This window comes from Aulosira sp. FACHB-615 (assembly GCF_014698045.1).
Classification (GTDB): Bacteria; Cyanobacteriota; Cyanobacteriia; order Cyanobacteriales; family Nostocaceae; genus Nostoc_B.
Genome location: NZ_JACJSE010000029.1, coordinates 1 through 22676 on the forward strand (window position 1 = coordinate 1; position 22676 = coordinate 22676).

Below are 22676 nucleotides of genomic sequence, written 5' to 3' on the forward strand. Positions count from 1 at the left end.
TATAAACATAAAGGCGCGTGGGACGCACGCCCTTAAAGCTCAATTAATGTCCTCATAGAGGAGTCGTTGAGAAGCCCACACTCACCCGAAGGGGAGTGTGTGGAGTACGTCACTCCAAGCAGTACCACAAAGCGAAACCACACCATTTTATCCCCGGAGTCCTTATGCTTGTGCAAAGGTTTACGCACACTGGCAAACAGTAAACTACCGCGAATCTTACAATTTGTTTGCTTGTAACGGGATTTTGTTTAACCACGAATCACCTCGACGTGGTGAAACATTTGTTACCCGGAAAATTACCAGAGCAGTAGCGAGAATTGTAGCTGGTAAGCAGAAAAATCTGTATATGGGTAATCTTGATGCGAAACGAGATTGGGGTTACGCGAAAGATTATGTACGCGCTATGTGGTTGATGTTACAGAAAGACCAACCAGATGATTATGTAATTGCGACTGGAGAAACCCACTCAGTCCGAGAATTTTTAGAGTTAGCTTTTGGTTATGTCAATTTAAATTGGCAAGATTACGTAGAGTTTGACGATCGCTACCTACGCCCCGCAGAAGTAGACTTATTAATTGGTGATCCTACAAAGGCAAAACAAAAGTTAGGTTGGGAACCTTCTGTTACCTTTGAAGGATTAGTCGCTCTTATGGTGGAAGCAGATTTACAAGCCTTGGGTCAGACTTCACCCAATGGTAATGGTTCAAAAATACCTGTAGATATTGCTACTATTCGGCAAGAATTGGGCGCTCTCCACTTCTGATTTACACCGCAGAGGATAATAAAAATATGACCGCCTTAGAACTGAAAAACAAAAGGATTCTCGTCACAGGTGGGGCGGGATTCCTCGGTCGTCAGGTAATAGATCAGCTGTGTAAGGCTGGGGCTGATGAGGCAAAAATAACAATACCGCGATCGCGTGAATGTGACATCCGTGTTTGGGAAAACTGTCAACGTGCAGTTGACCAACAAGATATCATTATCCACCTAGCGGCTCACGTTGGTGGGATTGGTCTCAACCGCGAAAAGCCCGCAGAATTATTCTACGACAACTTAATTATGGGAACCCAGCTAATTCATGCTGCCTACCAAGCTGGCGTAGAAAAATTCGTTTGTGTAGGTACAATTTGTGCCTACCCTAAATTTACACCAGTGCCATTTAAAGAAGATGACCTTTGGAATGGCTACCCCGAAGAAACTAACGCACCCTACGGTGTGGCGAAGAAGGCGTTATTGGTTCAGTTGCAATCTTACCGCCAACAATACGGTTTCAATGGGATTTATCTTTTACCTGTAAACTTATACGGGCCAGAAGATAACTTTGACCCCAGAAGTTCTCACGTAATTCCCGCTTTAATTCGCAAAGTCCACGAAGCCCAAGTTAACGGAGACAAACAACTCCCTGTTTGGGGTGATGGTAGTCCTACCCGCGAGTTTCTGTATTCTGAAGATGCAGCACGGGGAATTGTTATGGGAACTCAGCACTACCATGAATCGGAACCAGTTAACTTAGGTACTGGTTATGAGATTTCCATTCGTGATTTGATTACCCTGATTTGCGAATTGATGGAGTTTGACGGCGAAATTGTTTGGGAAACCGACAAACCCAATGGTCAACCCCGCAGATGTTTAGATACAGAACGCGCCAAGCAAGCCTTTGGCTTTACTGCACAAGTAGGCTTTAGGGAAGGGCTGAAAAATACCATTGATTGGTATCGTCAAAACGCTGCATAGGATATTTATAGACGTTGTAATGCAGAAGTTCATATACCCGGCTTTTTTGAAAAGTCGGGTATTTTATTTCATAATTTATGTGAGAGGAAATCCCAGTTGTCCAAATTTTCAGAACGAAAGTATCTTACGCTGCATCAATTGATAGAGTCCGATGATACTCAACAGATTGAACTAATCGTAAAATCAGGTATGGATCTCGAATCGACTGATGACAAGTGGGGTATGACTCCATTAGAATTAGCGGCTCACCTGAATAAGATAACTGTTGTTTCTCTTCTAGTGAGTAGTGGAGTAAGTGCTAACTCTATTAGTGTCTCTTCCCCTTTACATTTAGCAGCCGCTAATGGAAATCCTGAGATCATATCTATTTTGATTAATGCAGGAGCTAATGTTAATTTCGTTCATGAAGATGGTTGGACTCCTTTATTTGAAGCTGCAAGTCGTGGTCATTTGAAAGCGGTAGAGTTACTAATCAAAGCTGGAGCTAACCCAAATGTTATCGATTCCTATGAAAATAAACCCATTTCCTATGCTGCACGAAATGGTTACATAGAAGTTGTTGAATACCTTGCTACATATACCTCAGTTAATGAAAAAGAAGCTGCTCTTAAAGAAGCTATTGAGGGCGCAGGGGCTAAAGCTAGGAAAAAGCGTGAACGCCAACAAGCACATTGATAAATTTGTTTTATAACGTTTCATCCTGTTCCTAGAGGTATTTAAATTTCGCAATTTGGCAACAATGTTGATTTATTAAAATAACTTTCTATAGCAGTCCTAAACCATTTGTGAAATTCTCTTTCTTTCCCTTCCTCTCCTTCTTTGTGTCCTTTGCGTCCTTTGCGGTTCGTTAAAAAGAATACTTTTTCACCACTCAGATAGGATTGCTATATGTATGAAGTTGATATTCAATTAGATAAAGTTAAGTTACGTCGTACACTGTTGAAAAAACGGCAATTGATGTCTGTTGCAGAATGGAGAGAAAAAAGCGATCGCATCTGTACAACACTACAAACTTTGATTCACTATGATGAAGCAAAAACCATACTAGCTTATTTTAGCTTTCGTCAAGAACCTGATTTAAGTCCCTTATTTGCAAATACTCAATATCAATGGGTATTTCCGCGCTGTGTCGGTAATTCCCTATCTTGGCATGTTTGGCAACCTGGAGACTCGCTGCAATTTAACAGCTATGGTATTAGCGAACCTCATCCCGATGCACCAACCATAAACCCTAGTGAAGTAGATTTAATTCTTGTGCCTAGTGTAGCTTGCGATTCTCGCGGATATCGCTTGGGCTATGGCGGCGGATATTATGACCGCTTACTCAGTTCTCCCGAATGGGCAAATAAACAAACTGTAGGTATAGTATTTGATTTTGCTTACTTGCCGCAACTACCTGTAGAAACTTGGGATAAACCTCTCAAAACAGTTGTGAGTGAAACTGGCTTGACTGGAAAAGATTAAAGCTTCAGGATAATGAAGACACATAATCAAATATTTTCTATGAATAATCCAGTATCATCTACCAATGAGCAGGAAGCACTGCTCGACGATATTATAGCAAGTAGCCTTCAAGCTCAACAGCAAACAGGCCCAGACCTCCGCCAAATTCATAGCAAAAGTCATGGACTCCTTTGGGGAGAGTTGATTATTGAACCCCATCTTTCTGAAGACTTGAGAATAGGTTTGTTTAAAACCCCTCAAACTTATCCTGTGTGGATTCGTTTTTCTAATGGTGGTGCGCCTCAAAAACGTGGTACATTCAACTCCGATAGCCAGCCTGATGTTCGAGGTATTGCCATCAAGGTGATCAATGTAGATGGACAAAAAGTGCTAGATGATGAAGAAAAAACTCAAGATTTTATCCTCAACAATTATCCTATTTTCTTGACTAAAGATGTTCGTGATTATGCCGATTTAGCCAAAGCAGGTAGTGGACAACTTACACCAGAACGAATCGAAGAACTAGCCTATGCTTTTGCTATTTTGCAAAAAATTGGTAGTCAGAAGGTAGGTAATCCACTTTTGATTCAATATTGGAGTATGGCTCCATTTAAGTTTGGCGATAAATTGGTCAAATTTTCCGTCAAACCCCAACAGCCAGAACAACCTCCCGAAACAGTTCCAGAATCGGAAAACTACCTACGGGAAGCAATAGTCAAATATTTGACACTAGAAGGTCAAGAAGCATCTTTTGATTTCCTGATTCAGTTTTATGTAGATGATGAAAAGACACCAATTGAAAACCATGTTCAGGAATGGCAAGAGGCAGATTCACCATTTATTAAAGTTGCAACTGTGCGTATTCCTAGTCAAAAATTTGATTTTGAAGAACGTAAACGTTTAGATGAAGGTATGTTATTCTCACCTTGGCATACGCTTCTAGAACATGAGCCTGTTGGCACTGTAAATCTCTCGCGTAAGCGGCTTTACAGCGAACTTGCACAATATCGCCGAGAGCAAATTGCCCAACGTCTGCGGGAACCACAACCTCATACAGTAGTTCAAGATGAACCACTTTAAATCAAATTGAAACTGCTTCAGTTCAGTGGTTATCTTATGTTCAAATGTGGCTTACTTATGCAAAATACTGCACATTGTTGTGGCAGCATTTATCATCGGACTTACATCAGCAAGATATAACTTTTATCTAATAGTTTGCGTCAGAGACAATTGTTTTTGACGCATCAAATTAAAGGTTAATTATGAAATTTTTCAAACACAATCCCAAGTTTAATATTGGATTAACTTATATAGTTTTAGGAGCGATCGCACTGATCACTCTCTTTCCCTTACTCTGGTTAATCAGTACTGCTTTAAAATCACCAACGGAAAATATTTTACAGTCTCCACCACAGTTACTTCCTAGCCAACCGACATTGGGTAACTTTGCTAAGGTGTGGCAATCTTTACCATTTGCCCAATATTTATATAACAGTACGTTGGTTTCTGTACTGACTGTTGGGTTAAATTTACTATTTTGTTCTTTAGCGGCTTACCCTTTAGCCAGATTATCATTTCCGGGGCGAGACTGGATATTTATTGCGATCGTCTCGACAATCATGATTCCCTTTCAGATTGTGATGATTCCCCTGTATATTTTGACAGTCCAATTAGGCTTAGTAAATACTTATTGGGGGATGATTTTTCCGAGTTTGGCTTCGGCTTTTGGTATTTTTTTACTGCGACAAGCTTTTATGGGTGTGCCGAAAGAAATTGAAGAAGCTGCGCGGATGGATGGTAGTTCTGAGTTAGGTTTGTGGTGGCATATTATGTTGCCAGCAGTTAGTCCAGCGTTAGTTACACTGGCAATTTTCGTCTTTATTGGGTCTTGGAGTGATTTTCTTTGGCCGTTAATTGTCATTCAAGACGAAAAACTCTACACCCTACCTTTGGGAGTAGCAAAATTAGCCGGTACTTTTTCTTTAGACTGGCGCTTAGTCGCTGCTGGTTCGATCATTTCCATCGCCCCAGTACTAATATTATTTATATTTTTACAACGCTACATTGTCCCAACTGAAACTGGTAGTGGTGTGAAAGGTTAATTTGCCTAACAAGCGCCACTTTTACTCAATACCACCCAGATGGTTTTAAATATTAGCATCATGTCATAAACTATCGACCACTTGCGTTGATAATCAACATCCATTTTGACGATAGTTTCAAAATCTTTGATGGTAGAACGACCATTAACTTGCCATTCTCCTGTCATTCCTGGCTTGACTCTTAGCCTTTCCCAGTGGTGGGGTGCATAGTGGATGACTTCATCGGGTGTAGGGGGACGTGTGCCAACTAAACTCATTTCGCCCTTCAGCACATTCCAAAACTGGGGAAATTCATCTAAGCTGGTGCGACGCAGGAATTTACCAACGGGAGTAATGCGAGGGTCGTCAACTGATTTAAAAATATGGCCTTGGGCTTGATTTTTGACCAGATGCTTGATTTGGTCAGCATTGACTACCATCGACCGGAACTTCCAGATACGGAAGGGTTTACCGTTAATTCCACAGCGAATTTGCGAATAAAATATGGGGCCGGGATTAGTAATTTTAGTAATAATCGCTATGGGAATTGCCAACATCACTGTAATGATGAGCCCCACAATAGCCCCTAAGATGTCAATTAATCTTTTTGTGATGCTAGAGGTTGATCTGTGTAAAGGTTGTGAGACAACATTAGTTGCTGAATATTCATCAGCAAATGCTAAAGCGTCCACAGTGTAACCGCCTGTGTGAGAAGGAAAAGTTGGTAGTGACACCATAAAAAGTTGAAGTTAATCAGGGTATCTGAAAAATTTGGCTACATTCATACTGAGTGATAATATAAACAAAAATTGCACTAGTAATGAACTTCCCTTACAAAATTTACCCAATCTTTGAATTCACCAGAGGATTGTAAAATTTACGTGTTGAATGTATAAAGTAAATCTAGCTACAAGACAATTAACACCCACATACTAGCTGCAAATCCAATAGTTGCGAGATGTTGCCATAAGAGCGATCGCAGTGATTGTCGTGCTATTTTTTGGGTGAGTACTATGGTTAACAAGGCAGAAATAATTAAAGTAAAACCTTGCAAAAAGCTGATAACTGCTGGATGTGCTATCAGTACAGGCAAATTTCCGCTATTTAACCCAAAAGTGGCTAAAGTTACAGGTAAAATTTTCCCACCTTCTGCTAAACCTAAGTGCAGGTAGTGGGCTAAGTTGCCTCCCAACACCAAGGGTAAGTAGCTGTATGCAAGTTCCTTGAATGATTTCGGCTTGCGTTGAAAATTGAATAGTTGTATGAAAAAATAAGCAGCCCCAGCCACAGCCACAGGGAAAATTAAGGCAAATAACGATAAACCTAAATGCTGCCAAAATTGCGTTAAATCTAGATGCAGTCCTAACCATGATTGCAATTCTGGTAAATGATGCAGATATACACCACCCAAAAGTAAAAACAATAATGCCACTTCATACTTGCGTGGTGTATGAGTCGTCCACAATTCAATTCCAGGGGGACGCAAGTTAAACTCAACGGAACGATGGGGACAGGCTTTTAAACAAGTCATGCACAAGACACAATCTCGGTTATCTTCTAGCTGGGCGGGATGGGAATATAAAGGACAGCCATTAGTTTCCATACCTTCGCCTTTTTGCGGCCCGCCTTTGTAACATTGATAAGTAGTACAGGTTGCTGAACAAATGCCTTGTTGTGCGCGTAGTTCTGTCATGGAAAGTTTGGCGAATAAACCATTCATTCCGCCAATAGGACAAAGATAACGACACCAAAACCGTCGTTCAAATATGGCGGAGAAAATCATTGCCCCGGCTGTAATTAATAACAGTAAACAGGCAGATAGGTAAGCTGTATTTTCTAAATGCCAGAGTTCTTCCCACAGGAAAATTAAGGTAAATAAGCCAAATAAAAACCATCCGCCCCATTTTTCGGCTGTTTCTCGTGGCCAGCGTTTAAGTTGGCGGGGAAATAACCACAGAGATAATTTTTGGGTAATTTCACCGTAAATCATGAAGGGGCAAACAGCGCACCAGACGCGACCGAGAAAGGGAAAAATCAGTAAAAAGAAAGGCCACCACCAAGCCCAAAATAAATTTAAAGCGAAATTGCGATCGCGGGTTTGCGGCCCCAAAAATAAGATCATAATAATGATCGGAAACGCAATCACCGTAAAGCCATAGTTGATTTTGTCAGGCCACCAGTCACTGCGGAGAAATTTTCGCAACCCAGAATAAGTATTTAATAAGTTGACGCGAAATTCTTTTTTCTTGGTTTGGGCTGACCAAAAGATTTCTTCGGTTAATTCCTGTCTTTCTCCGGCTTGAACAATTGCCCGTTCGACTAAATTTTTTAACTCTTTCAAGTTACCAGGAAAATCATAGGACTGCAAGCGGCGTAAAGCTTCTGGGGTAATGCGAGGTTTCGCCAGTCCGCGCGATCGCACATATAAACTAGTGTAGTATTCTACCTGGGCTTTAATATCAGCTTTTCGCACCCGTACTGGCGGAACTTTAATGACACGACCTACACAACGTTCAATTTTAGATTCTGTTTTTTCCGAAACAATCAAAATTCGCGCTTGACTAGTGCGTGGTTCAGCTAATAATTCCCCATCACGACTGACTGGGGTGTAAGTACCTGTTTTGATGAACTGCACCATTGCTGGTAATAATTCTGGGGGCAGTTCTTGAATATTATTGAGTACTAAAGTCCCTTCCCCCAGCCATTCTAAAAGCCCTGGTCTACCGCCAGAGCGACCAAATAAATCGACACCGCTTGTTTGGAGAATACCACAATTAATTTTAATCATGGGTTCACGGCGTTGAGGTGAACCGTAGTGAATCAAAGCAGCAATATTATCTTTTTCTAACCCTGGTTCGCCGAATATTTCTGTGGACTTGCGGTCGGCTGCGGCTTCTCGTATTTGTTCCCGCAACCGGACTGCATAGCGACTCGTCCCCACAATACCCCGTTGGGCTTTCGTGACCAAATAAGGACGCAAAGCCACAGAACGTTCTTGTGCGTAAGTTAAGGCTGATGTAACTTGGGCTAATTCTTGGGCTAAAAAGCGAGATAATGCTTGGGTAATTTCGGGATATTGGCTGGCTAAAGCACGAAACTCAGCCGCAGGAATTACCCAGACATGGCATTCTGTGAGGGCAATAATTTTAGATGGTGTTAATTCATCTAATAGTAGTTGTCGCAGGTTAATGACTGCCCCTGGTAGAAAGCCACAAGCAAAGGCAAAGTTACTTTTATTGCTGGTATCGCTTTCAATTTGCCCATCTTTGAGGATGTATAGTGCGGCTGGCGGAGTATTTGCGTTGACTAAGGAACTGCCTTGAGGTATCGTTTGCAATTCTAAAACTTGGGCGATCGCATTCAACGCCGCCGATGAGAGAATTCCTAAAGTTGTACGTTCTTGTAGCCAAATGACTGTTTCTTGTAATGTCATTGTGGGTTTTCCATGCAAGCTGCTGGCTGTATAAATGGAATTATCCCTGATTGCAAGGTTAATTGAGGTATGAAGTTTGAAGTCTGAAGTATGAAATTGATGGGAATCTGGTTTGATTGTTGAAATTATCTGTAAAGGCAGGCTGGATGTGGGTAGGTGCGGGTTGACTCAGGATAGGGGTGTATCCCGGATTTCTCACCACACCTTTCAAAGCCTGTGCAGGGGAGCAGGGGAGCAGGGGAGCAGGGGAGAATGAAGGTACTCTCTCCCCTGCCCCTCCGCACCTCTGCCCCTCTGCCCCATCAAACGCCTGAAGCTTGTGAGAAATGCGGGGTATGTATCTAAAATCCTTCCGCCACACACCCTGACACCCAATCTTGGTTCAGACAGTTTTTAGCCCAAGGCTACTTTAATCGACTCACTCAAAGGTGTGGTAGGGCGGCCTATCAGTTGGCTTAGGGTTTGGCTGGCATCAAACAATCCTCCTTTTGCTGCTCCTGTCTCAGATTCTGCTAACATCACAGCCAGAGGCTCAGGTAAGCCAGCATTTTTTAATACATTAATATACTCATCTTCAGACAAATTCTGATATCTAACTTGCTTACCAGAAAGCTTACTAATTTCTGTGGCAAGTTCGCTCAATGTATAAGCTACATCACCAGCCAATTCATAGACTTTACCTGCTTGGTCATTGGCTAATAAAACGGTGGCTGCGGCTGCGGCATAGTCGACGCGGGCTGCGGAGGCTATTTTAGCTTCTCCAGCACAGCCCATAACTGCACCATATTCCAAGGCTATCGGGATACCTGCTGTGTAATTTTCGGTATACCAACTATTACGTAATATCACATAAGGCACACCAGATTCTTGCAAGACAGTTTCAGTTTTGTGATGTTCTGCTGCTAGAGGCAGAGGGCTGCTATCTGCGCGTAAGAGACTGGTATAAGCCAGTAATTTGACTCCAGCTTGTTTACAGGCGTTGATGACGTTTGTGTGCTGAAGTACGCGACTGCCAATTTCACTGGAGGAGATGAGCAATACTTTTTCTGCACCAGCGAAGGCGATATCTAATGTATGGGGTTGGGTGTAATCAATTTGCCGCACCTGCACGCCTAAACTGGCAAAATCTGATACTTTTTCTGGATTGCGAACCGCAGCGACTAGTTGATTGGCAGGAACGGATTTTAATAGTTCTTGCAATACTAATCTGCCTAACTGACCCGATGCAGCAGTAATGACAATCATATTTTTTAGTTGGTTAATTTTTTGATGTCGATAAACCTAATATAATTGCATTACTAACTTTTGGTAAGTACCAACAAAAAAGTAAGTATATGAGCGATCGCAATGATGATTCCAAGACTCTGACACAACGCTGGGAAATGGGGAATATTTTCGCCGCGCCATGTCCCTCACGAGACATTCTGAAACACGTTTGCAGCAAATGGGGCGTACTGATTCTGATTGCGCTACGCCAAGGGACTCACAGATTTAGCGAGTTGAGACGAAAAATGGGCGGAGTTAGTGAAAAAATGCTGGCTCAAAGTCTACAATCACTGACGGAAGATGGTTTTGTGTTGCGTGTATCTCACCATGTAGTTCCGCCTTTTGTTGAGTACAGCTTGACTCCGATGGGAGAAGAAGTCGCCGAGCGCGTCGCCGCCTTAGCAGACTGGATTGAAGTCAATACGCCAAGGGTGTTGGATGCAAGGAAGAAGGTGGACAGATAGTGATGATAATCCAGCATCCGTATAGCTGTGACTTCAGCCGCTTGGTACAAGATGTGAATATATGGGAATACAGTTTGATTCCTGCATCTAGTTGTGTACGCAGGGAGTAGGGAATGGGGAGTAGGAAAGAAGCCTGATCTGGGTGTACTGATTTTTTTCCCAAATCAAACATGAGTCCTATAGTATGAGTCATTGTTTACCCACTAGAGGCTGTTTTATGAGTTTGGCTGATGTGCCTAATCTTTGGGTTCCCTTGGCGCTTTTGGGATTAATTGTCTTGGCGGCGGTGTTTTTTAGTCGTAGCTAGAATTATAGGCGATCGCATAATTTTCACATCAATGTGATAACACTGTCACATCTCATTGCTAATTTAATACTTAAGTAAACAAACAGTTTGCTCCTCACACCATACCGTCTGCCCTTTTGCTGTTTTATAGCACTGGGGCTTATTTAATAAAAAAAGTATGCAATTCTTAGCAGTGTCAGTATATACTTACATCCGCAATCAGCTAGATTATTTCTCTATCTAATGGAGGAATAAATATACCGAAAATAAGTACTAAATAAGATACTATTCCGATCACCTGACGAACTACAACTTTGAATCTTCTCGTTGCTTTTTGGTAACGAGAGATTTTTTTATAGGAGGTTACAGGTTACAGGTTACAGGTTACAGGTTACAGTAACCCAACATTCTCAAGACCCTGTTGGGTTACGCTATCGCTACACCCAACCTACGATTCTCTTAAACTAGTCCCTAGTCCCTAACCTCTAGCTCCTACTCCCTACTCCCCACTCCCTTACTCCCCACTCCCTAGATTACTAAGGATTACAGTACATACATTGGGCTGGGTCAGCAAATTCTTGACCATGAGGAAATAATTTTTCTTGTTTAAACCCACATTTTTGACATTGATAAATTACAGAAAGTGTCAAACTAGTGGGCATAGAACACATTTCACATGGTAATCCGGCGATTTTTTCGGTTATTGCAAAACCGGGTGCAGAACATTGGGGACACAGGCTTTTAATTTTGGTTAATAAATTTAATGTAGCTTTTTCAATATTATTCATCCGGGTTGGATTATACAGCGCCCGCATATCTGTTTCTAAATTCACCTGAGAATTAACAGAATTATTGAGGGCGATTGTAATAGTTTCTTGGAGTTTTGCTGCTGTAATAATCCCTTTAACTATTTCGCGGCAATTATTCGCCTTATCTTCCCAAGAGACGACCAGACCATGTTCAGGAAAACCGATTTTTTTAGCAAAATGTTCTGCTTCTTGGAGACTTGCAACTATTTGATGATTAAAGTTAGTTTCTATAGAAAATTCTTCACCAATTATTTCTAGTTCATTTTCTTTATCTAACAAAAGCACGACTTCGCGGTTAGAATAAATATAAGGTACCATTGGATGAGGAACAAAACTACCTTCGCTGGAGATCGCTATAGTTTCACCTGTTAATTTTAAAGCTGTTTCGGCTTTTAACTTAGCCGCCGCAATTTGAGTTCCAGGGCGTTTGATTTCTCTCGTAAATGTGCCAAAATCATCAGTATTGAAATTAGATGGCACAATAGTTTTAAGATTTAGTTCTTGTTCTAATAAGGGAGCAATTACTTTTTCTTTGTGGTGCATTGTTGCAATTATACCCACTCGGTTACTAAATAATTGCTGAATTTGCATTGCTGTAATTATCTCCTTTGCTGTTAATCGTTAGTGGCTGATGTGATAATACTAATACCACCATCAGACTCCATATAAGCTAACTTCACCTCAGTTAAAAATTCTACACCTTGTTGACGTAATTTACTCATCAACTCATCTTCTGTAATCAGGGCTTTGTCTAAATGTCGGGAAATCATTTGTCCATTTTTCACCAACAGCAGAGGCGGAGGATTTAGAAATCTCTGGAATTTCGGCAATTTATAACCCAACCAGTTAAGGAAGTAACTCCAAAAAATTACTGTGCCTACTAAAATACCACCTTCGGTAATTGATGTGTAGTGACTTGCCATTGCATTTTGGGCTGCTTCGGCAAATAATACAACTACTAATAAATCGGTGATCCCTAGAGTTCCTATTTGCCGACTAGGGAGAAAGCGTAAAACAGCAAATAAAGCTAAGTAAACCAGAGAACCACGAATGAATAATTCTACAATACTAATGCTAGGGACAAAGATTTCTTGCCAATCAATATATAACCATTTATCCATGTTTATGTCTTTGCTTTTGTTAAGCTAAATAAGTTAGTGAAAAAACTATATTAATAAGGGTTAATTACCATAAAACCCTCGTCCCTCCTGCCTTTTTACAAATACGAATATTTACGTTTCTCTACATTAATTTATTTGCGATCGCTGTTCGTTCGCTTAGACTGACCATTATGATTCATAGGGACGGCATGACGTGTGGGGCGAATCCCACTGCCGTATCTTCTAGCATAAACTTGGGTAAATTCTGCGCCAAAAAAGAGGATTTGAGCAGCATAATAAACCCAGGCGAGAATAACTACTAAAGAACCAGCCGCACCATAAGTAGAACCAAAACTGCTATTACCGAGATATTGTCCTAATAAATATCTACCTAAAGAAAATAATAAAGATGTAATCACAGCACCTATTAAAACATCATTCCAAGTAATTTTGACATCAGGCAAAACCTTGAAAATGAGTCCAAATAATAGTGTCGTGATGACAAAAGACAGTATAAAGTTAAAGAATTGCCAAATGAAATCTATACCAGGAAGTAAATTACTAAAATAACCGACGATCGCTGTTAAAGCTGTACTAATTATCAGAGTGACAAGGAGCAGAAAACCAATACCTAAAATCATGGCGAAAGATAAAGCACGCTGACGCACAACATTTTTCACGCCATGTCCCGGTTTCGGTTGAACTTCCCAAATTGTATTCAGGGCATCTTGTAATTCTGTAAATAAACCTGTAGCACCTAAAAGTAAAAGTAAAATACTAATTACCGATGCGATCGCACCTGTTTTTGGTTGATTGGCATTTCTGATGGCGATCTCGATAAACTCGGCTCCATCTGGCCCGACTAAACCTTGAATTTGCCGGACAATTTCACCCCTTGCCGCCTCTTCACCAAACACTGCACCAGCGATCGCAATTACAATAATCAGCAACGGTGCGATAGAAAAAATCGTGTAATAAGCTAATGCTGCGGCTAACCGCGAAGCTTTATCTTCACTCCATTCCTGAAAAGTTTCTTGAAACAGCCGCACAATTGCTGAAAAATTCATTTACCTAGTCTCCTTGCTGGAGGATATCACTTTCTCCCTTGATATATTTGATACTGATTTGCGAAATTGTGACATCTGCCTCAAGAGGTTTGTGCAGTTTCCTGAAGATAGAATTTATTGACACGGAAACTTTTTATATCATGTCCGGCAAATCAGTTATGATTAAACATATCTGTGTAGAAAAACACAACTCTTTCTCCACCTGCCCCCTGCGGTTTTTATGATAAGTCTTTTACCGGACATGATATTACAACATTCTATCGATGGTGCGATATTGAATGGCTTCGGCGACATGATGAGCTTGTAAATTATCATCTCCGGCTAAATCTGCGATGGTGCGGGCAACTTTGAGAATGCGATCGCTTGCCCTAGCTGATAAACCTAATTTATTGATGGCAGCTTCTAATAAAGAACGACTAGCATCATCTAACTTACACCATTGTTGCAGATGTCGGCTTTGCATTTGAGCATTACACCGCAGATTTGTTTCGGTTTGAAAACGGTGAATACTGCGATCGCGTGCTTGTTGTACTCTTTCCCTAACAGATTTTGATGATTCTCCTGTGGGTTGTTGGGTAATTTCCTCTGGTTTGAGGCGATTCACCGCCACTTGCAAATCAATTCTATCCATCAACGGCCCAGAAAGTTTCGCCCAATATTGTTCTCGTTGTCTGGGCGAACAGGTACACTGTTGAATAGTATCGCCGTAGTAACCGCAAGGACAGGGATTGGTACTCGCCACTAAAGTAAATTGTGCCGGAAACACAACAGATTGTCTTGTGCGGGAAATTGTCACAAAACCATCTTCTAAAGGCTGACGCAAAAATTCTAAAACATCCCGTTTAAACTCGGTGAGTTCATCCAAAAAAAGAATCCCTCTGTGAGATAATGATATTTCCCCAGGACGGGGAAAACTACCACCACCAACCAAAGAAGGGCCGGAAGCAGAATGGTGGGGACTGCGAAAAGGGCGATCGCGCACTAAAGAACCACGATTTTTCAATAAGCCAGCAACAGAGTGAATCCGGGTGACTTCCAAGGCTTCCGAAAATTCCAACGGTGGCAAAATCCCGGCTAAACGTCTGGCTAACATCGTTTTACCACTACCTGGAGGGCCGACAAATATAAGGTTATGCCCGCCAGCCGCCGCAATTTCTAAAGCACGTCGTCCGTGAGCTTGTCCTTTGACATCATGCAGATCAGCGATCGCATAAGGTACTTGTACCATATCTGCGACATTATTGATCTGCACAGGTTGATAACGTCCAGGATTATTTAATAAATCAACTACTTCCGATATACTTTTACAACCATAAACAGCTAATCCTTCTACTACAGCCGCCTCTTGGGCATTATCAGCAGGTACAACTAAACCCGCAATTCCCATTTTTTTGGCAGTCGCAGCAATGGGTAGAACCCCAGCCACAGGACGCAGACTCCCATCCAGGGAAACCTCACCCAAAAATAAATAATCTCCCAATAAATCAGCATTAATTTGCTCAGAAGCCGCTAAAATACCCACACTAATCGGCAAATCAAAACAAGGGCCTTCCTTGCGTAAATCTGCGGGAGTCAAATTAATCACAATTTTCCGCATCGGAAAGGCAAAACCAGCATTTTTTAAAGTAGCCTTCACCCTTTCTTTTGACTCCTGCACCGCACTATCTGGCAAGCCTAAAACAATAATGCTTGGCAGTCCGCCTGAGACATCAACTTCCACTCCCACTTTTACAGCATCGATGCCAACAATTGATGCACTCCAGACTCTAGCAAGCATTATTTTAGTCCTTAGTCATTAGTCCTGCGTCCGTCTTATCATTAACAATTGGCAAATGACAAATAACACAATTACCAATGACCAATCAAGACACAATTTTTAGTAAGATTATTCGGCGCGAAATTCCGGCCAATATCGTTTACGAGGATGATTTAGCTTTAGCATTTACAGATGTTAACCCCCAAGCACCAGTTCATATCCTCGTAATTCCCAAAAAACCCCTAGCGAAATTAGCTGAGGCTGAAACGGAAGATGCAGCTTTGTTAGGACATCTGTTATTAACCGCCAAGCGTGTAGCCGCCGAAGCTGGTTTAACCAATGGTTATCGCGTTGTCATCAATACCGATGCTGATGCTGGTCAAACTGTCTTCCATTTACATTTGCATATTTTAGGCGGCAGACCAATGGCTTGGCCGCCTGGTTGATGTTTTCAATTTTAATCAGGGTGTGAGGGTTTAAGGGTTTAGGGGTGTAAGGGTTTAATTCAGGGGGGTGGTAGGTGGGAGGATGGTGAAGAAATCTTTCCCCCCACACTCCCCACACTCCCCACACTCCCCACACTCCCCACACTCCCCACACCCCCCACACTTCCCACACCCCCCACACTCCCCACACTCCCCACACTCCCCACACTCCCCACACCCCTTAGCCCTTTGAAACTATCTTTTGTGGGTAAATCATCTCTGTACGTACCGTTAATCAATATCTAGTTGGTGGGAATACTAACAAAGTCCAGACAAGCTCTGCACTGCTTGTTGATGGACAGCAAAAACCAACTTGTGCTATGAGGTACGTTTAGATGGCGACATTTAAAGCCCCCATCATTCCCGGATATAACATTAGCTCACAACTATATGCTGGCTCCAGAACGATTGTATATCGAGCTATCCGCGAATCAGATCAACTCCCAGTTGTCATCAAGCTATTAACCTCAGAATATCCTACTTTTCAAGAATTACTCAAACTCCGCAATCAATACACTATTAGCAAAAATCTCAATATTTCTGGGATTATTCAGCCATTATCTTTAGAAACATATAATAACGGTTATATTTTCGTGATGGCGGATACCGGGGGAATATCATTACGAGAATATATTCAAAGCAACACTTTATCCCTAGCAGAATTTTTGAGGATTGCTATTCAATTAAGTACTAGTCTTCATGAATTACATCAAAATCGCGTGATTCATAAAGATATTAAACCAGCAAATATTTTAATTCATCCCCAAACAAAACAAGTTCAATTAATTGATTTTAGTATTGCTTCATTACTGCCAAAAGAAACTCAAGAAATTAAAAGTCTTAATATTTTAGAAGGAACTTTAGCTTATATTTCTCCAGAACAAACAGGGAGAATGAACCGAGGTATAGACTACCGCAGTGATTATTACTCTCTGGGAGTGACATTTTATGAATTATTAACCGGAGAATTGCCATTTAATAGTGATGATCCGATGGAGTTGGTGCATTGTCATTTGGTGAAAATGCCAACTGTAATAGGGAACAGGGAAGAAATTCCGCCAGTACTGGCAGAGATTGTGTTGAAACTGATGGCGAAAAATGCCGAGGATAGATATCAAAGTGCTTTGGGATTAAAGCATGATTTAGAACTTTGTTTAACCCAACTTAAAGATACAGGCGCAATTAGAGATTTTGAAATTGCTCAACGGGATGTGTGCGATCGCTTCCTCATCCCGGAAAAATTATATGGTAGAGAAGCGGAAGTCAGCACCTTATTACAAGCATTTGAACGTGTTGCCAGTGGCACATCAGAGATGATGCTAGTGGCGGGATTTTCCGGGATTGGCAAAACTGCTGTAGTGAATGAAGTCCACAAACCCATAACTCGTCAACAAGGTTACTTTATCAAAGGTAAATTTGACCAATTTAACCGGAATATTCCTTTCAGTGCTTTTGTCCAAGCTTTGCGTGATTTGATGGGGCAATTGTTATCAGAGTCGGATGCAAAATTGGCACAGTGGCGGAGTCAGATTTTAGAAGTTGTGGGGGAAAATGGGCAAGTTTTAATTGAGGTCATTCCCGAATTAGAGCGTGTAATTGGTAAACAATATCCTGCACCAGAATTATCGGGAACGGAGGCACAAAACCGATTTCAGTTACTGTTTCAAAAGTTTATTGCTATCTTCACCACAGCAGAGCATCCTTTAGTAATGTTTTTGGATGATTTACAGTGGGCAGATTTAGCTTCTTTGCAGTTAATTAAACTGTTGATGGAGGATGAAAATTGTCTGCTGTTGTTGGGTGCTTATCGAGATAATGAAGTTTCTGCTGCACACCCATTAATGTTGACGGTGGAGGAAATAAAGAAATCTGGTAAGACAGTTAATACTATTACCCTTACTCCTCTAGCTGCTCAAAATGTAAATCAGTTAATAGCTGATACTTTACGTTGTCCAACAGAGCGATCTCTCCCCCTCACCGAATTAATTGAGCGCAAAACCAGAGGAAACCCCTTTTTTATCACTCAGTTTCTCAAGAAACTATATGAAGATGGGGAAATTACCTTCAATCATCAGCAGGGTTATTGGGAATGTGATATTACCCAAATTCAATTGCTATCCCTAACTGATGATGTTGTGGAGTTTGTCGCTCAACAATTACAGAAATTACCTCAAACAACCCAAAATGTTTTGCAGTTAGCTGCTTGTGTTGGTAACTCTTTTGATTTAAAAACCTTAGCAATTGTTTCTCAGCAATCTGTCACCGATGCGGCGACAGCATTATGGAAAGCTTTACAAGAGGGTTTGATTTTACCCACTAGCCAAACTTATAAATTCTTTCAGATAGAGACTGAAGCACAAACTAATTCTCAGAACAATATTGATCATGATTCTGTAAATTTGACTTACCGCTTTCTGCACGATCGCATTCAACAAGCGGCTTACTCTTTAATTCCAGAAGACCAAAAACAAGTTACTCATCTGGCGATCGGTCAACTACTCTATGCTAATACACCAGAAACTCAACTAGATAGACATATATTTGAAATTGTCAATCACCTGAATCAAGGGATTGATTTAATTACTCAGCCTGATGAACAACTAAAGTTAGCCGAACTGAATTTAATCGCGGGATGCAAAGCTAAAAGTGCGATCGCCTATAATGCAGCCATCAATTACTTTACCCAAGGAATTGACTTACTCCCGGCTGATCCTTGGACAACAAACTACGAATTAACTCTAAATCTGCATCACGAGCGTTTAGAAGCAGCTTGTCTAAACACAGACTTTGACAAGTTAGCAGCCTGGGGTGACATTATATTGCGATCTGCAACTTCATTGCTCGACACCATCAAAGTCTATGAAACCCGAATGATGGCTTTCCGTTCTCAAGGTAAATTTGCCGAAGTGGTAGAAACTGGGTTGCAGGTGTTGAAATTACTGGGTGTGGAATTTCCCGAACAACCGACTCAGGCAGATATTGGTACAGCAGCGCAATATACACAGCAACTATGGATAGGTAGTAAACCCTCAAGTTTGGCAGATTTGCCTACAATGAACGATCCCTATCAACTGGCAGCAATGCAAATCATGACTAAACTAGTGGCATCTGTTTTAATTGCTGCGCCTGAACTTTTACCATTACTCATCTTTAAGCAAGTTGAGATGTCTATTCAGTTTGGAAATTCCTCTATTGCCGTTTTTTCTTATGCAGACTACGGATTAATGCTCTGTGGTTTTATGGGAGATATTGATGCTGGGTATGAATTTGGACAATTATCATTAAAGTTACTAGAAAAATTCCAGATTAATGCCTTTAAAAGCCGAGCTTACTTTGTTGTCAACTGCTTTATTCGTCATTGGAAAGAACCCTTGAGTCAGTCTATCCAATTTCTGCTAGAGGGCTACCAGAGTGGGCTGGAAACCGGAGATTGGGAATGTGTAGCATTAAATATACTAACATACTTTCAGTACAGCTACTGGAGTGGTCGAGAATTAAGTGCTTTGGCTCAGGAAATGGAAGCTTATCGACAAATTATCAGCCAGGTTAAGCAAGAATCAATTTTAAAATATTATGAGTGTTACCAACAAACAATTTTAAATTTATTGGTAATATCTGAAATCCCCTATTTTTTGGCAGGTGAAGTCTTCAATACAACCCAAATTTTGCCTCATTTACAGGCTACCAATGATCGAGGGGGATTATTTCATCTTTATTTATCTCAAGCCGTTCTCTGTTATTGGTTTGGCAAATATGAACAAGCTGGGGAACAAGCAGCTATAGCACAACAATATAGTCATGCTAGTGCTGGCAGTTTTATGATGGTTGTTTTGGTTTTTTATGATGCCTTAATTCATTTGTCCCAATACGAAACGGCGGATACTAAACAACAATCAAAGATTATTGAGCGAGTCAATAGTCATCAAGAAAAACTCCAAAATTGGGCAAATTTAGCTCCCTCTAATCATCAACATTACTGTCAACTTGTAGCCGCAGAAACATTGCGGGTTTTGGGTCAAAATTATGATGCAATGGCACATTATGATTCAGCTATTGCTGGTGCAAAAACCCACGGTTATTTACAAGATGAAGCACTCAGTAATGAACTGGCTGCTAAATTTTACCTGCATTGGGGCAAAGAGAAAGTGGCCTCCGGTTATATGCAGGAGGCATACTACTGTTATGCTCGTTGGGGTAGCCAAGCCAAAACTCAAGATTTAGAAAATCGCTACCCTCATTTACTGCAACCTATTCTCCAGCAGAAAATAGCATCGATGAATGTGCTGGAAACATTATCAGCACAAGTTAATCCTCTGGTTTCCGTTCATAGTTCCCAACAACCGACTCGTTCTTCTAGTACCAACATCAATACATCTCTGGATTTTGAAGCGATTATCAAAGCTTCTCAAGCTATTTCTGGCACAATTCACCTGGATGAACTGCTGCAACAACTGACTCAGATTATTTTGCACAATTCTGGTGGCGATCGCTGCGCCTTAATTTTATCTAATCATCAAGGCGAATTTTTTGTCAGAGCAATTGCGACACCAGATAACACTGAACTTCTTGACGAACCTTTAGAGGGAAACCCAAATTTACCGATCAAATTTATTCAATATGTGAAAAATACCCAAGAAATTGTGGTAGTTAATGAACTGCAAACTGATCTACCTGTCATTGATGAATATTTACTGCAACGACAACCAAAAAGTCTGTTGTGCTTACCGATTCTCAATCAAGGTAATTTAATTGGCATTTTGTATTTAAAGAATCGCTCAACCAGTAATGTGTTTACTAGCGATCGCATCTTGATTCTCAACTTTCTTTGTACCCAAGCGGCGATTTCTCTCGAAAATGCCCGACTTTATCAAGATTCTCAAATTTATGCCCATCAGTTAGAAGAATCGCTGGAAAAGTTACGCCTGAGTGAAAACCGCTTTCAGAAACTTGCAGATAATATTCCCGGATTGATTTATCAAATTCGGATTCAACCCAATGGTTTATCTTCAATATCTTATGTGAGCTATGGATGTCAAAGCCTTTACGAAGTAGCGGCTGAAGATTTAATGTCAGGAAAATATAGTCTGCGCGATTTTGAACATCCCGATGATCAAGCTGAATTGTTTCGCGCCACTATGGAGTCAGCGCAAAATCTCACTACCTTTCGACACGAATGGCGGATTATTACACCTAATGGCAATGTTAAATGGGTCAAAGCTGTTTCGAGACCAGAAATTAGCGAAGATGGGGAAATGGTGTGGGATGGGATTGTAATTGATATTAGCGAACAGCAAGCTGCACTTCGTGAACGCGAACGTGCCGAACAAGAGCAGCAACAACTACTAGCAATTGTCAATGCTACACCCGATATTGTCGGTATTGCCGATGCTAATGGCAATAATATTTACACTAATCCTGCTGGACAGAAAGTGTGGCATTTGAAAGATAGTAAGGCAGAATTTCATATTTCTAGTCTGGTGCCACCTCGACTAATACAGTATTTGCAAAATGTCATTATCCCTACCGCTATCCGTCAGGGAACTTGGAGTGGTGAGTCAGCCATCTTAGACTTACATGGTAAGGAAATTCCAGTTTCTCAGGTTGTGATTGCTCATAAAAATGCTGCCGATGAAGTTGAATATTTATCTACTATTATTCGAGATATTAGTGAACGTAAACAAGCGGAAGCTGCAATTGGGCAAAAATCGCAGGAACTCGAACAAGCTCTCAACGAACTCAAACAAACTCAGCTACAAATGGTGCAACAAGAAAAAATGTCTGCATTAGGTAACTTAGTTGCAGGTGTAGCTCATGAAATGAATAATCCTCTCAGTTTTATTTCGGCTAGTCTGCAACAAGCTCAACCCATATTTACTGATATCACCACACACCTCCAACTCTATCAACAAGCTCTCCCCAATCCTGATGCAGAAATTCTCGATCATGCCGAAGAAATTGATTTAGAGTATAGCTTAGAAGACCTACCAAAAATCCTCGATGCAATGGTTATAGCTGCTGAAAGATTGAAAAATATCAGCACCAGTTTGAGAACTTTCTCCCGTGCTGATCAAGATTATAAAGTGCTATTTAATATTAATGAAGGCATTGATAGTACAATTTTAATTCTCAAACATCGCCTGAAAGGTAATGAACAACGCCCAGAAATTATTGTGGTGACGGATTACGATAATTTACAACCAATAGCATGTTTTCCTGGACAGTTAAATCAGGTATTTATGAATATCATTGCCAATGCGATTGATGCTTTAGATGAGTCAAGTATAGGACGCAGTTTTGAGGAAATTAAACTCAATCCTTACAAGATTATTGTCAAAACAGCAATCGAAAATCAGCATGTTAAAATCTCCATTGCTGATAATGGTAAAGGCATCAGTGAAGATGTCAAATCGCGCATCTTTGACCATTTATTTACAACCAAAGCAGTAGGTAAAGGCACAGGATTAGGACTAGCGATCGCCAGACAAATTGTTGAAGAAAAACATGGCGGCAAAATTGAAGTTAATTCTGTTTTAGGAGAGGGAACAGAGTTTGTAATTTCTCTCCCCATTACAGATAACAATCATTAAGTGAGGGACAAGGTAGATAAGGCAGAGATATTCTAATACTATAGCAGTCCTAAATCATTTGTAAAATTTCTATATCTTTTTCTTCTTTCTTACATTTGCGTCCTTCTCTACGAGATGCTACGCGAAGGCGTTCTTGGTGAAGCAGTCCAGTCTTGGGGGTTTCCC

At 40.9% G+C, this 22676-nt stretch carries 17 protein-coding genes and 1 pseudogene; 10 read left to right on the forward strand and 8 right to left on the reverse strand.

Going from position 1 to position 22676, the window contains the following annotated elements; genetic code table 11:
- Positions 1-112: 112 nt before the first annotated feature.
- The 6 genes and pseudogenes from H6G77_RS28370 to H6G77_RS28395 form a co-directional block, all read left to right on the forward strand.
- Positions 113-763 (forward strand): annotated as a pseudogene (locus H6G77_RS28370) (GDP-mannose 4,6-dehydratase); the annotation flags it as partial.
- Between the two features lie 26 nt (positions 764-789).
- Complete coding sequence (locus tag H6G77_RS28375) at positions 790-1734, forward strand: GDP-L-fucose synthase (protein WP_190670570.1); 945 nt, start codon at positions 790-792, stop codon at positions 1732-1734.
- A gap of 96 nt (positions 1735-1830) precedes the next feature.
- Positions 1831-2409 carry an ankyrin repeat domain-containing protein gene (locus tag H6G77_RS28380; RefSeq protein WP_190588479.1) on the forward strand — a complete coding sequence of 193 codons (579 nt, stop codon included), beginning with the start codon at positions 1831-1833 and terminating at the stop codon, positions 2407-2409.
- 213 nt (positions 2410-2622) lie between these two features.
- Positions 2623-3198 (forward strand): 5-formyltetrahydrofolate cyclo-ligase, encoded by a 576-nt coding sequence (locus tag H6G77_RS28385; RefSeq protein ID WP_190873347.1) that lies wholly within the window; start codon positions 2623-2625, stop codon positions 3196-3198.
- Positions 3199-3237: 39 nt separating this feature from the next.
- Positions 3238-4257, forward strand: coding sequence for a catalase family protein (locus tag H6G77_RS28390; RefSeq protein ID WP_190873348.1), 1020 nt, complete (start codon positions 3238-3240; stop codon positions 4255-4257).
- Positions 4258-4439: 182 nt separating this feature from the next.
- Positions 4440-5279, forward strand: coding sequence for a carbohydrate ABC transporter permease (locus tag H6G77_RS28395; protein WP_190873349.1), 840 nt, complete (start codon positions 4440-4442; stop codon positions 5277-5279).
- 5 nt (positions 5280-5284) lie between these two features.
- On the opposite strand, the gene H6G77_RS28400 is transcribed toward H6G77_RS28395, so the two are convergent.
- From H6G77_RS28400 to H6G77_RS28410, 3 genes are all read right to left on the reverse strand, one after another.
- Entirely contained in the window at positions 5285-5995 is a 711-nt protein-coding gene (locus H6G77_RS28400; RefSeq protein ID WP_190588482.1) for a sugar transferase, read from the reverse strand.
- Positions 5996-6165: 170 nt separating this feature from the next.
- A complete protein-coding gene (locus tag H6G77_RS28405; protein ID WP_190873350.1) occupies positions 6166-8691 on the reverse strand; it encodes a sigma 54-interacting transcriptional regulator in 2526 nt (841 codons plus the stop codon).
- A 393-nt stretch (positions 8692-9084) separates the two neighbouring features.
- On the reverse strand, positions 9085-9936 hold the full coding sequence (locus tag H6G77_RS28410) for an SDR family oxidoreductase (RefSeq protein WP_190873351.1): 852 nt from the start codon (positions 9934-9936) through the stop codon (positions 9085-9087).
- A gap of 89 nt (positions 9937-10025) precedes the next feature.
- On the opposite strand from H6G77_RS28410, the gene H6G77_RS28415 reads away from it, so the two are divergent.
- Positions 10026-10421, forward strand: a complete 396-nt coding sequence (locus H6G77_RS28415) for a helix-turn-helix domain-containing protein (RefSeq protein WP_190588485.1) — start codon at positions 10026-10028, stop codon at positions 10419-10421.
- Between the two features lie 184 nt (positions 10422-10605).
- On the forward strand, positions 10606-10728 hold the full coding sequence (locus tag H6G77_RS36370; protein WP_277880682.1) for a hypothetical protein: 123 nt from the start codon (positions 10606-10608) through the stop codon (positions 10726-10728).
- Between the two features lie 515 nt (positions 10729-11243).
- Here the strand turns inward: H6G77_RS36370 and H6G77_RS28420 are convergent.
- The 4 genes from H6G77_RS28420 to H6G77_RS28435 all read right to left on the reverse strand — a co-directional run bounded on the left by H6G77_RS28420 (position 11244) and on the right by H6G77_RS28435 (position 15460).
- Entirely contained in the window at positions 11244-12107 is an 864-nt protein-coding gene (locus H6G77_RS28420) for a DUF6671 family protein (RefSeq protein ID WP_190588486.1), read from the reverse strand.
- Positions 12108-12130: 23 nt separating this feature from the next.
- Complete coding sequence (locus tag H6G77_RS28425; protein ID WP_190588487.1) at positions 12131-12637, reverse strand: DUF421 domain-containing protein; 507 nt, start codon at positions 12635-12637, stop codon at positions 12131-12133.
- A 131-nt stretch (positions 12638-12768) separates the two neighbouring features.
- Positions 12769-13683, reverse strand: a complete 915-nt coding sequence (locus H6G77_RS28430; protein WP_190588488.1) for a YihY/virulence factor BrkB family protein — start codon at positions 13681-13683, stop codon at positions 12769-12771.
- Positions 13684-13930: 247 nt separating this feature from the next.
- Positions 13931-15460: a YifB family Mg chelatase-like AAA ATPase gene (locus tag H6G77_RS28435; RefSeq protein ID WP_190873352.1), complete on the reverse strand. Its 1530-nt coding sequence runs from the start codon at positions 15458-15460 to the stop codon at positions 13931-13933.
- 77 nt (positions 15461-15537) lie between these two features.
- On the opposite strand from H6G77_RS28435, the gene H6G77_RS28440 reads away from it, so the two are divergent.
- Positions 15538-15885: a histidine triad nucleotide-binding protein gene (locus H6G77_RS28440; RefSeq protein WP_190670534.1), complete on the forward strand. Its 348-nt coding sequence runs from the start codon at positions 15538-15540 to the stop codon at positions 15883-15885.
- 59 nt (positions 15886-15944) lie between these two features.
- Here the strand turns inward: H6G77_RS28440 and H6G77_RS28445 are convergent, their stop codons facing one another.
- Positions 15945-16163, reverse strand: a complete 219-nt coding sequence (locus H6G77_RS28445) for a hypothetical protein (protein WP_190873353.1) — start codon at positions 16161-16163, stop codon at positions 15945-15947.
- A 96-nt stretch (positions 16164-16259) separates the two neighbouring features.
- On the opposite strand from H6G77_RS28445, the gene H6G77_RS28450 reads away from it, so the two are divergent.
- A complete protein-coding gene (locus H6G77_RS28450; RefSeq protein WP_190873354.1) occupies positions 16260-22511 on the forward strand; it encodes a trifunctional serine/threonine-protein kinase/ATP-binding protein/sensor histidine kinase in 6252 nt (2083 codons plus the stop codon).
- Positions 22512-22676: the final 165 nt, after the last annotated feature.

Excerpts from the sequence above, each read along its gene's own strand:
- H6G77_RS28450 (WP_190873354.1), top strand. The coding sequence starts at position 16,260 with ATGGCGACATTTAAAGCCCCCATCATTCCCGGATATAACATTAGCTCA.
- H6G77_RS28415 (WP_190588485.1), top strand. The coding sequence starts at position 10,026 with ATGAGCGATCGCAATGATGATTCCAAGACTCTGACACAACGCTGGGAA.
- H6G77_RS28395 (WP_190873349.1), top strand. The coding sequence starts at position 4,440 with ATGAAATTTTTCAAACACAATCCCAAGTTTAATATTGGATTAACTTAT.
- H6G77_RS28440 (WP_190670534.1), top strand. The coding sequence starts at position 15,538 with ATGACCAATCAAGACACAATTTTTAGTAAGATTATTCGGCGCGAAATT.
- H6G77_RS28425 (WP_190588487.1), bottom strand. The coding sequence starts at position 12,637 with ATGGATAAATGGTTATATATTGATTGGCAAGAAATCTTTGTCCCTAGC.
- H6G77_RS28410 (WP_190873351.1), bottom strand. The coding sequence starts at position 9,936 with ATGATTGTCATTACTGCTGCATCGGGTCAGTTAGGCAGATTAGTATTG.
- H6G77_RS36370 (WP_277880682.1), top strand. The coding sequence starts at position 10,606 with ATGAGTCATTGTTTACCCACTAGAGGCTGTTTTATGAGTTTGGCTGAT.
- H6G77_RS28420 (WP_190588486.1), bottom strand. The coding sequence starts at position 12,107 with ATGCAAATTCAGCAATTATTTAGTAACCGAGTGGGTATAATTGCAACA.
- H6G77_RS28435 (WP_190873352.1), bottom strand. The coding sequence starts at position 15,460 with ATGCTTGCTAGAGTCTGGAGTGCATCAATTGTTGGCATCGATGCTGTA.
- H6G77_RS28430 (WP_190588488.1), bottom strand. The coding sequence starts at position 13,683 with ATGAATTTTTCAGCAATTGTGCGGCTGTTTCAAGAAACTTTTCAGGAA.
- H6G77_RS28385 (WP_190873347.1), top strand. The coding sequence starts at position 2,623 with ATGTATGAAGTTGATATTCAATTAGATAAAGTTAAGTTACGTCGTACA.
- H6G77_RS28405 (WP_190873350.1), bottom strand. The coding sequence starts at position 8,691 with ATGACATTACAAGAAACAGTCATTTGGCTACAAGAACGTACAACTTTA.
- H6G77_RS28400 (WP_190588482.1), bottom strand. The coding sequence starts at position 5,995 with ATGGTGTCACTACCAACTTTTCCTTCTCACACAGGCGGTTACACTGTG.
- H6G77_RS28390 (WP_190873348.1), top strand. The coding sequence starts at position 3,238 with ATGAATAATCCAGTATCATCTACCAATGAGCAGGAAGCACTGCTCGAC.
- H6G77_RS28375 (WP_190670570.1), top strand. The coding sequence starts at position 790 with ATGACCGCCTTAGAACTGAAAAACAAAAGGATTCTCGTCACAGGTGGG.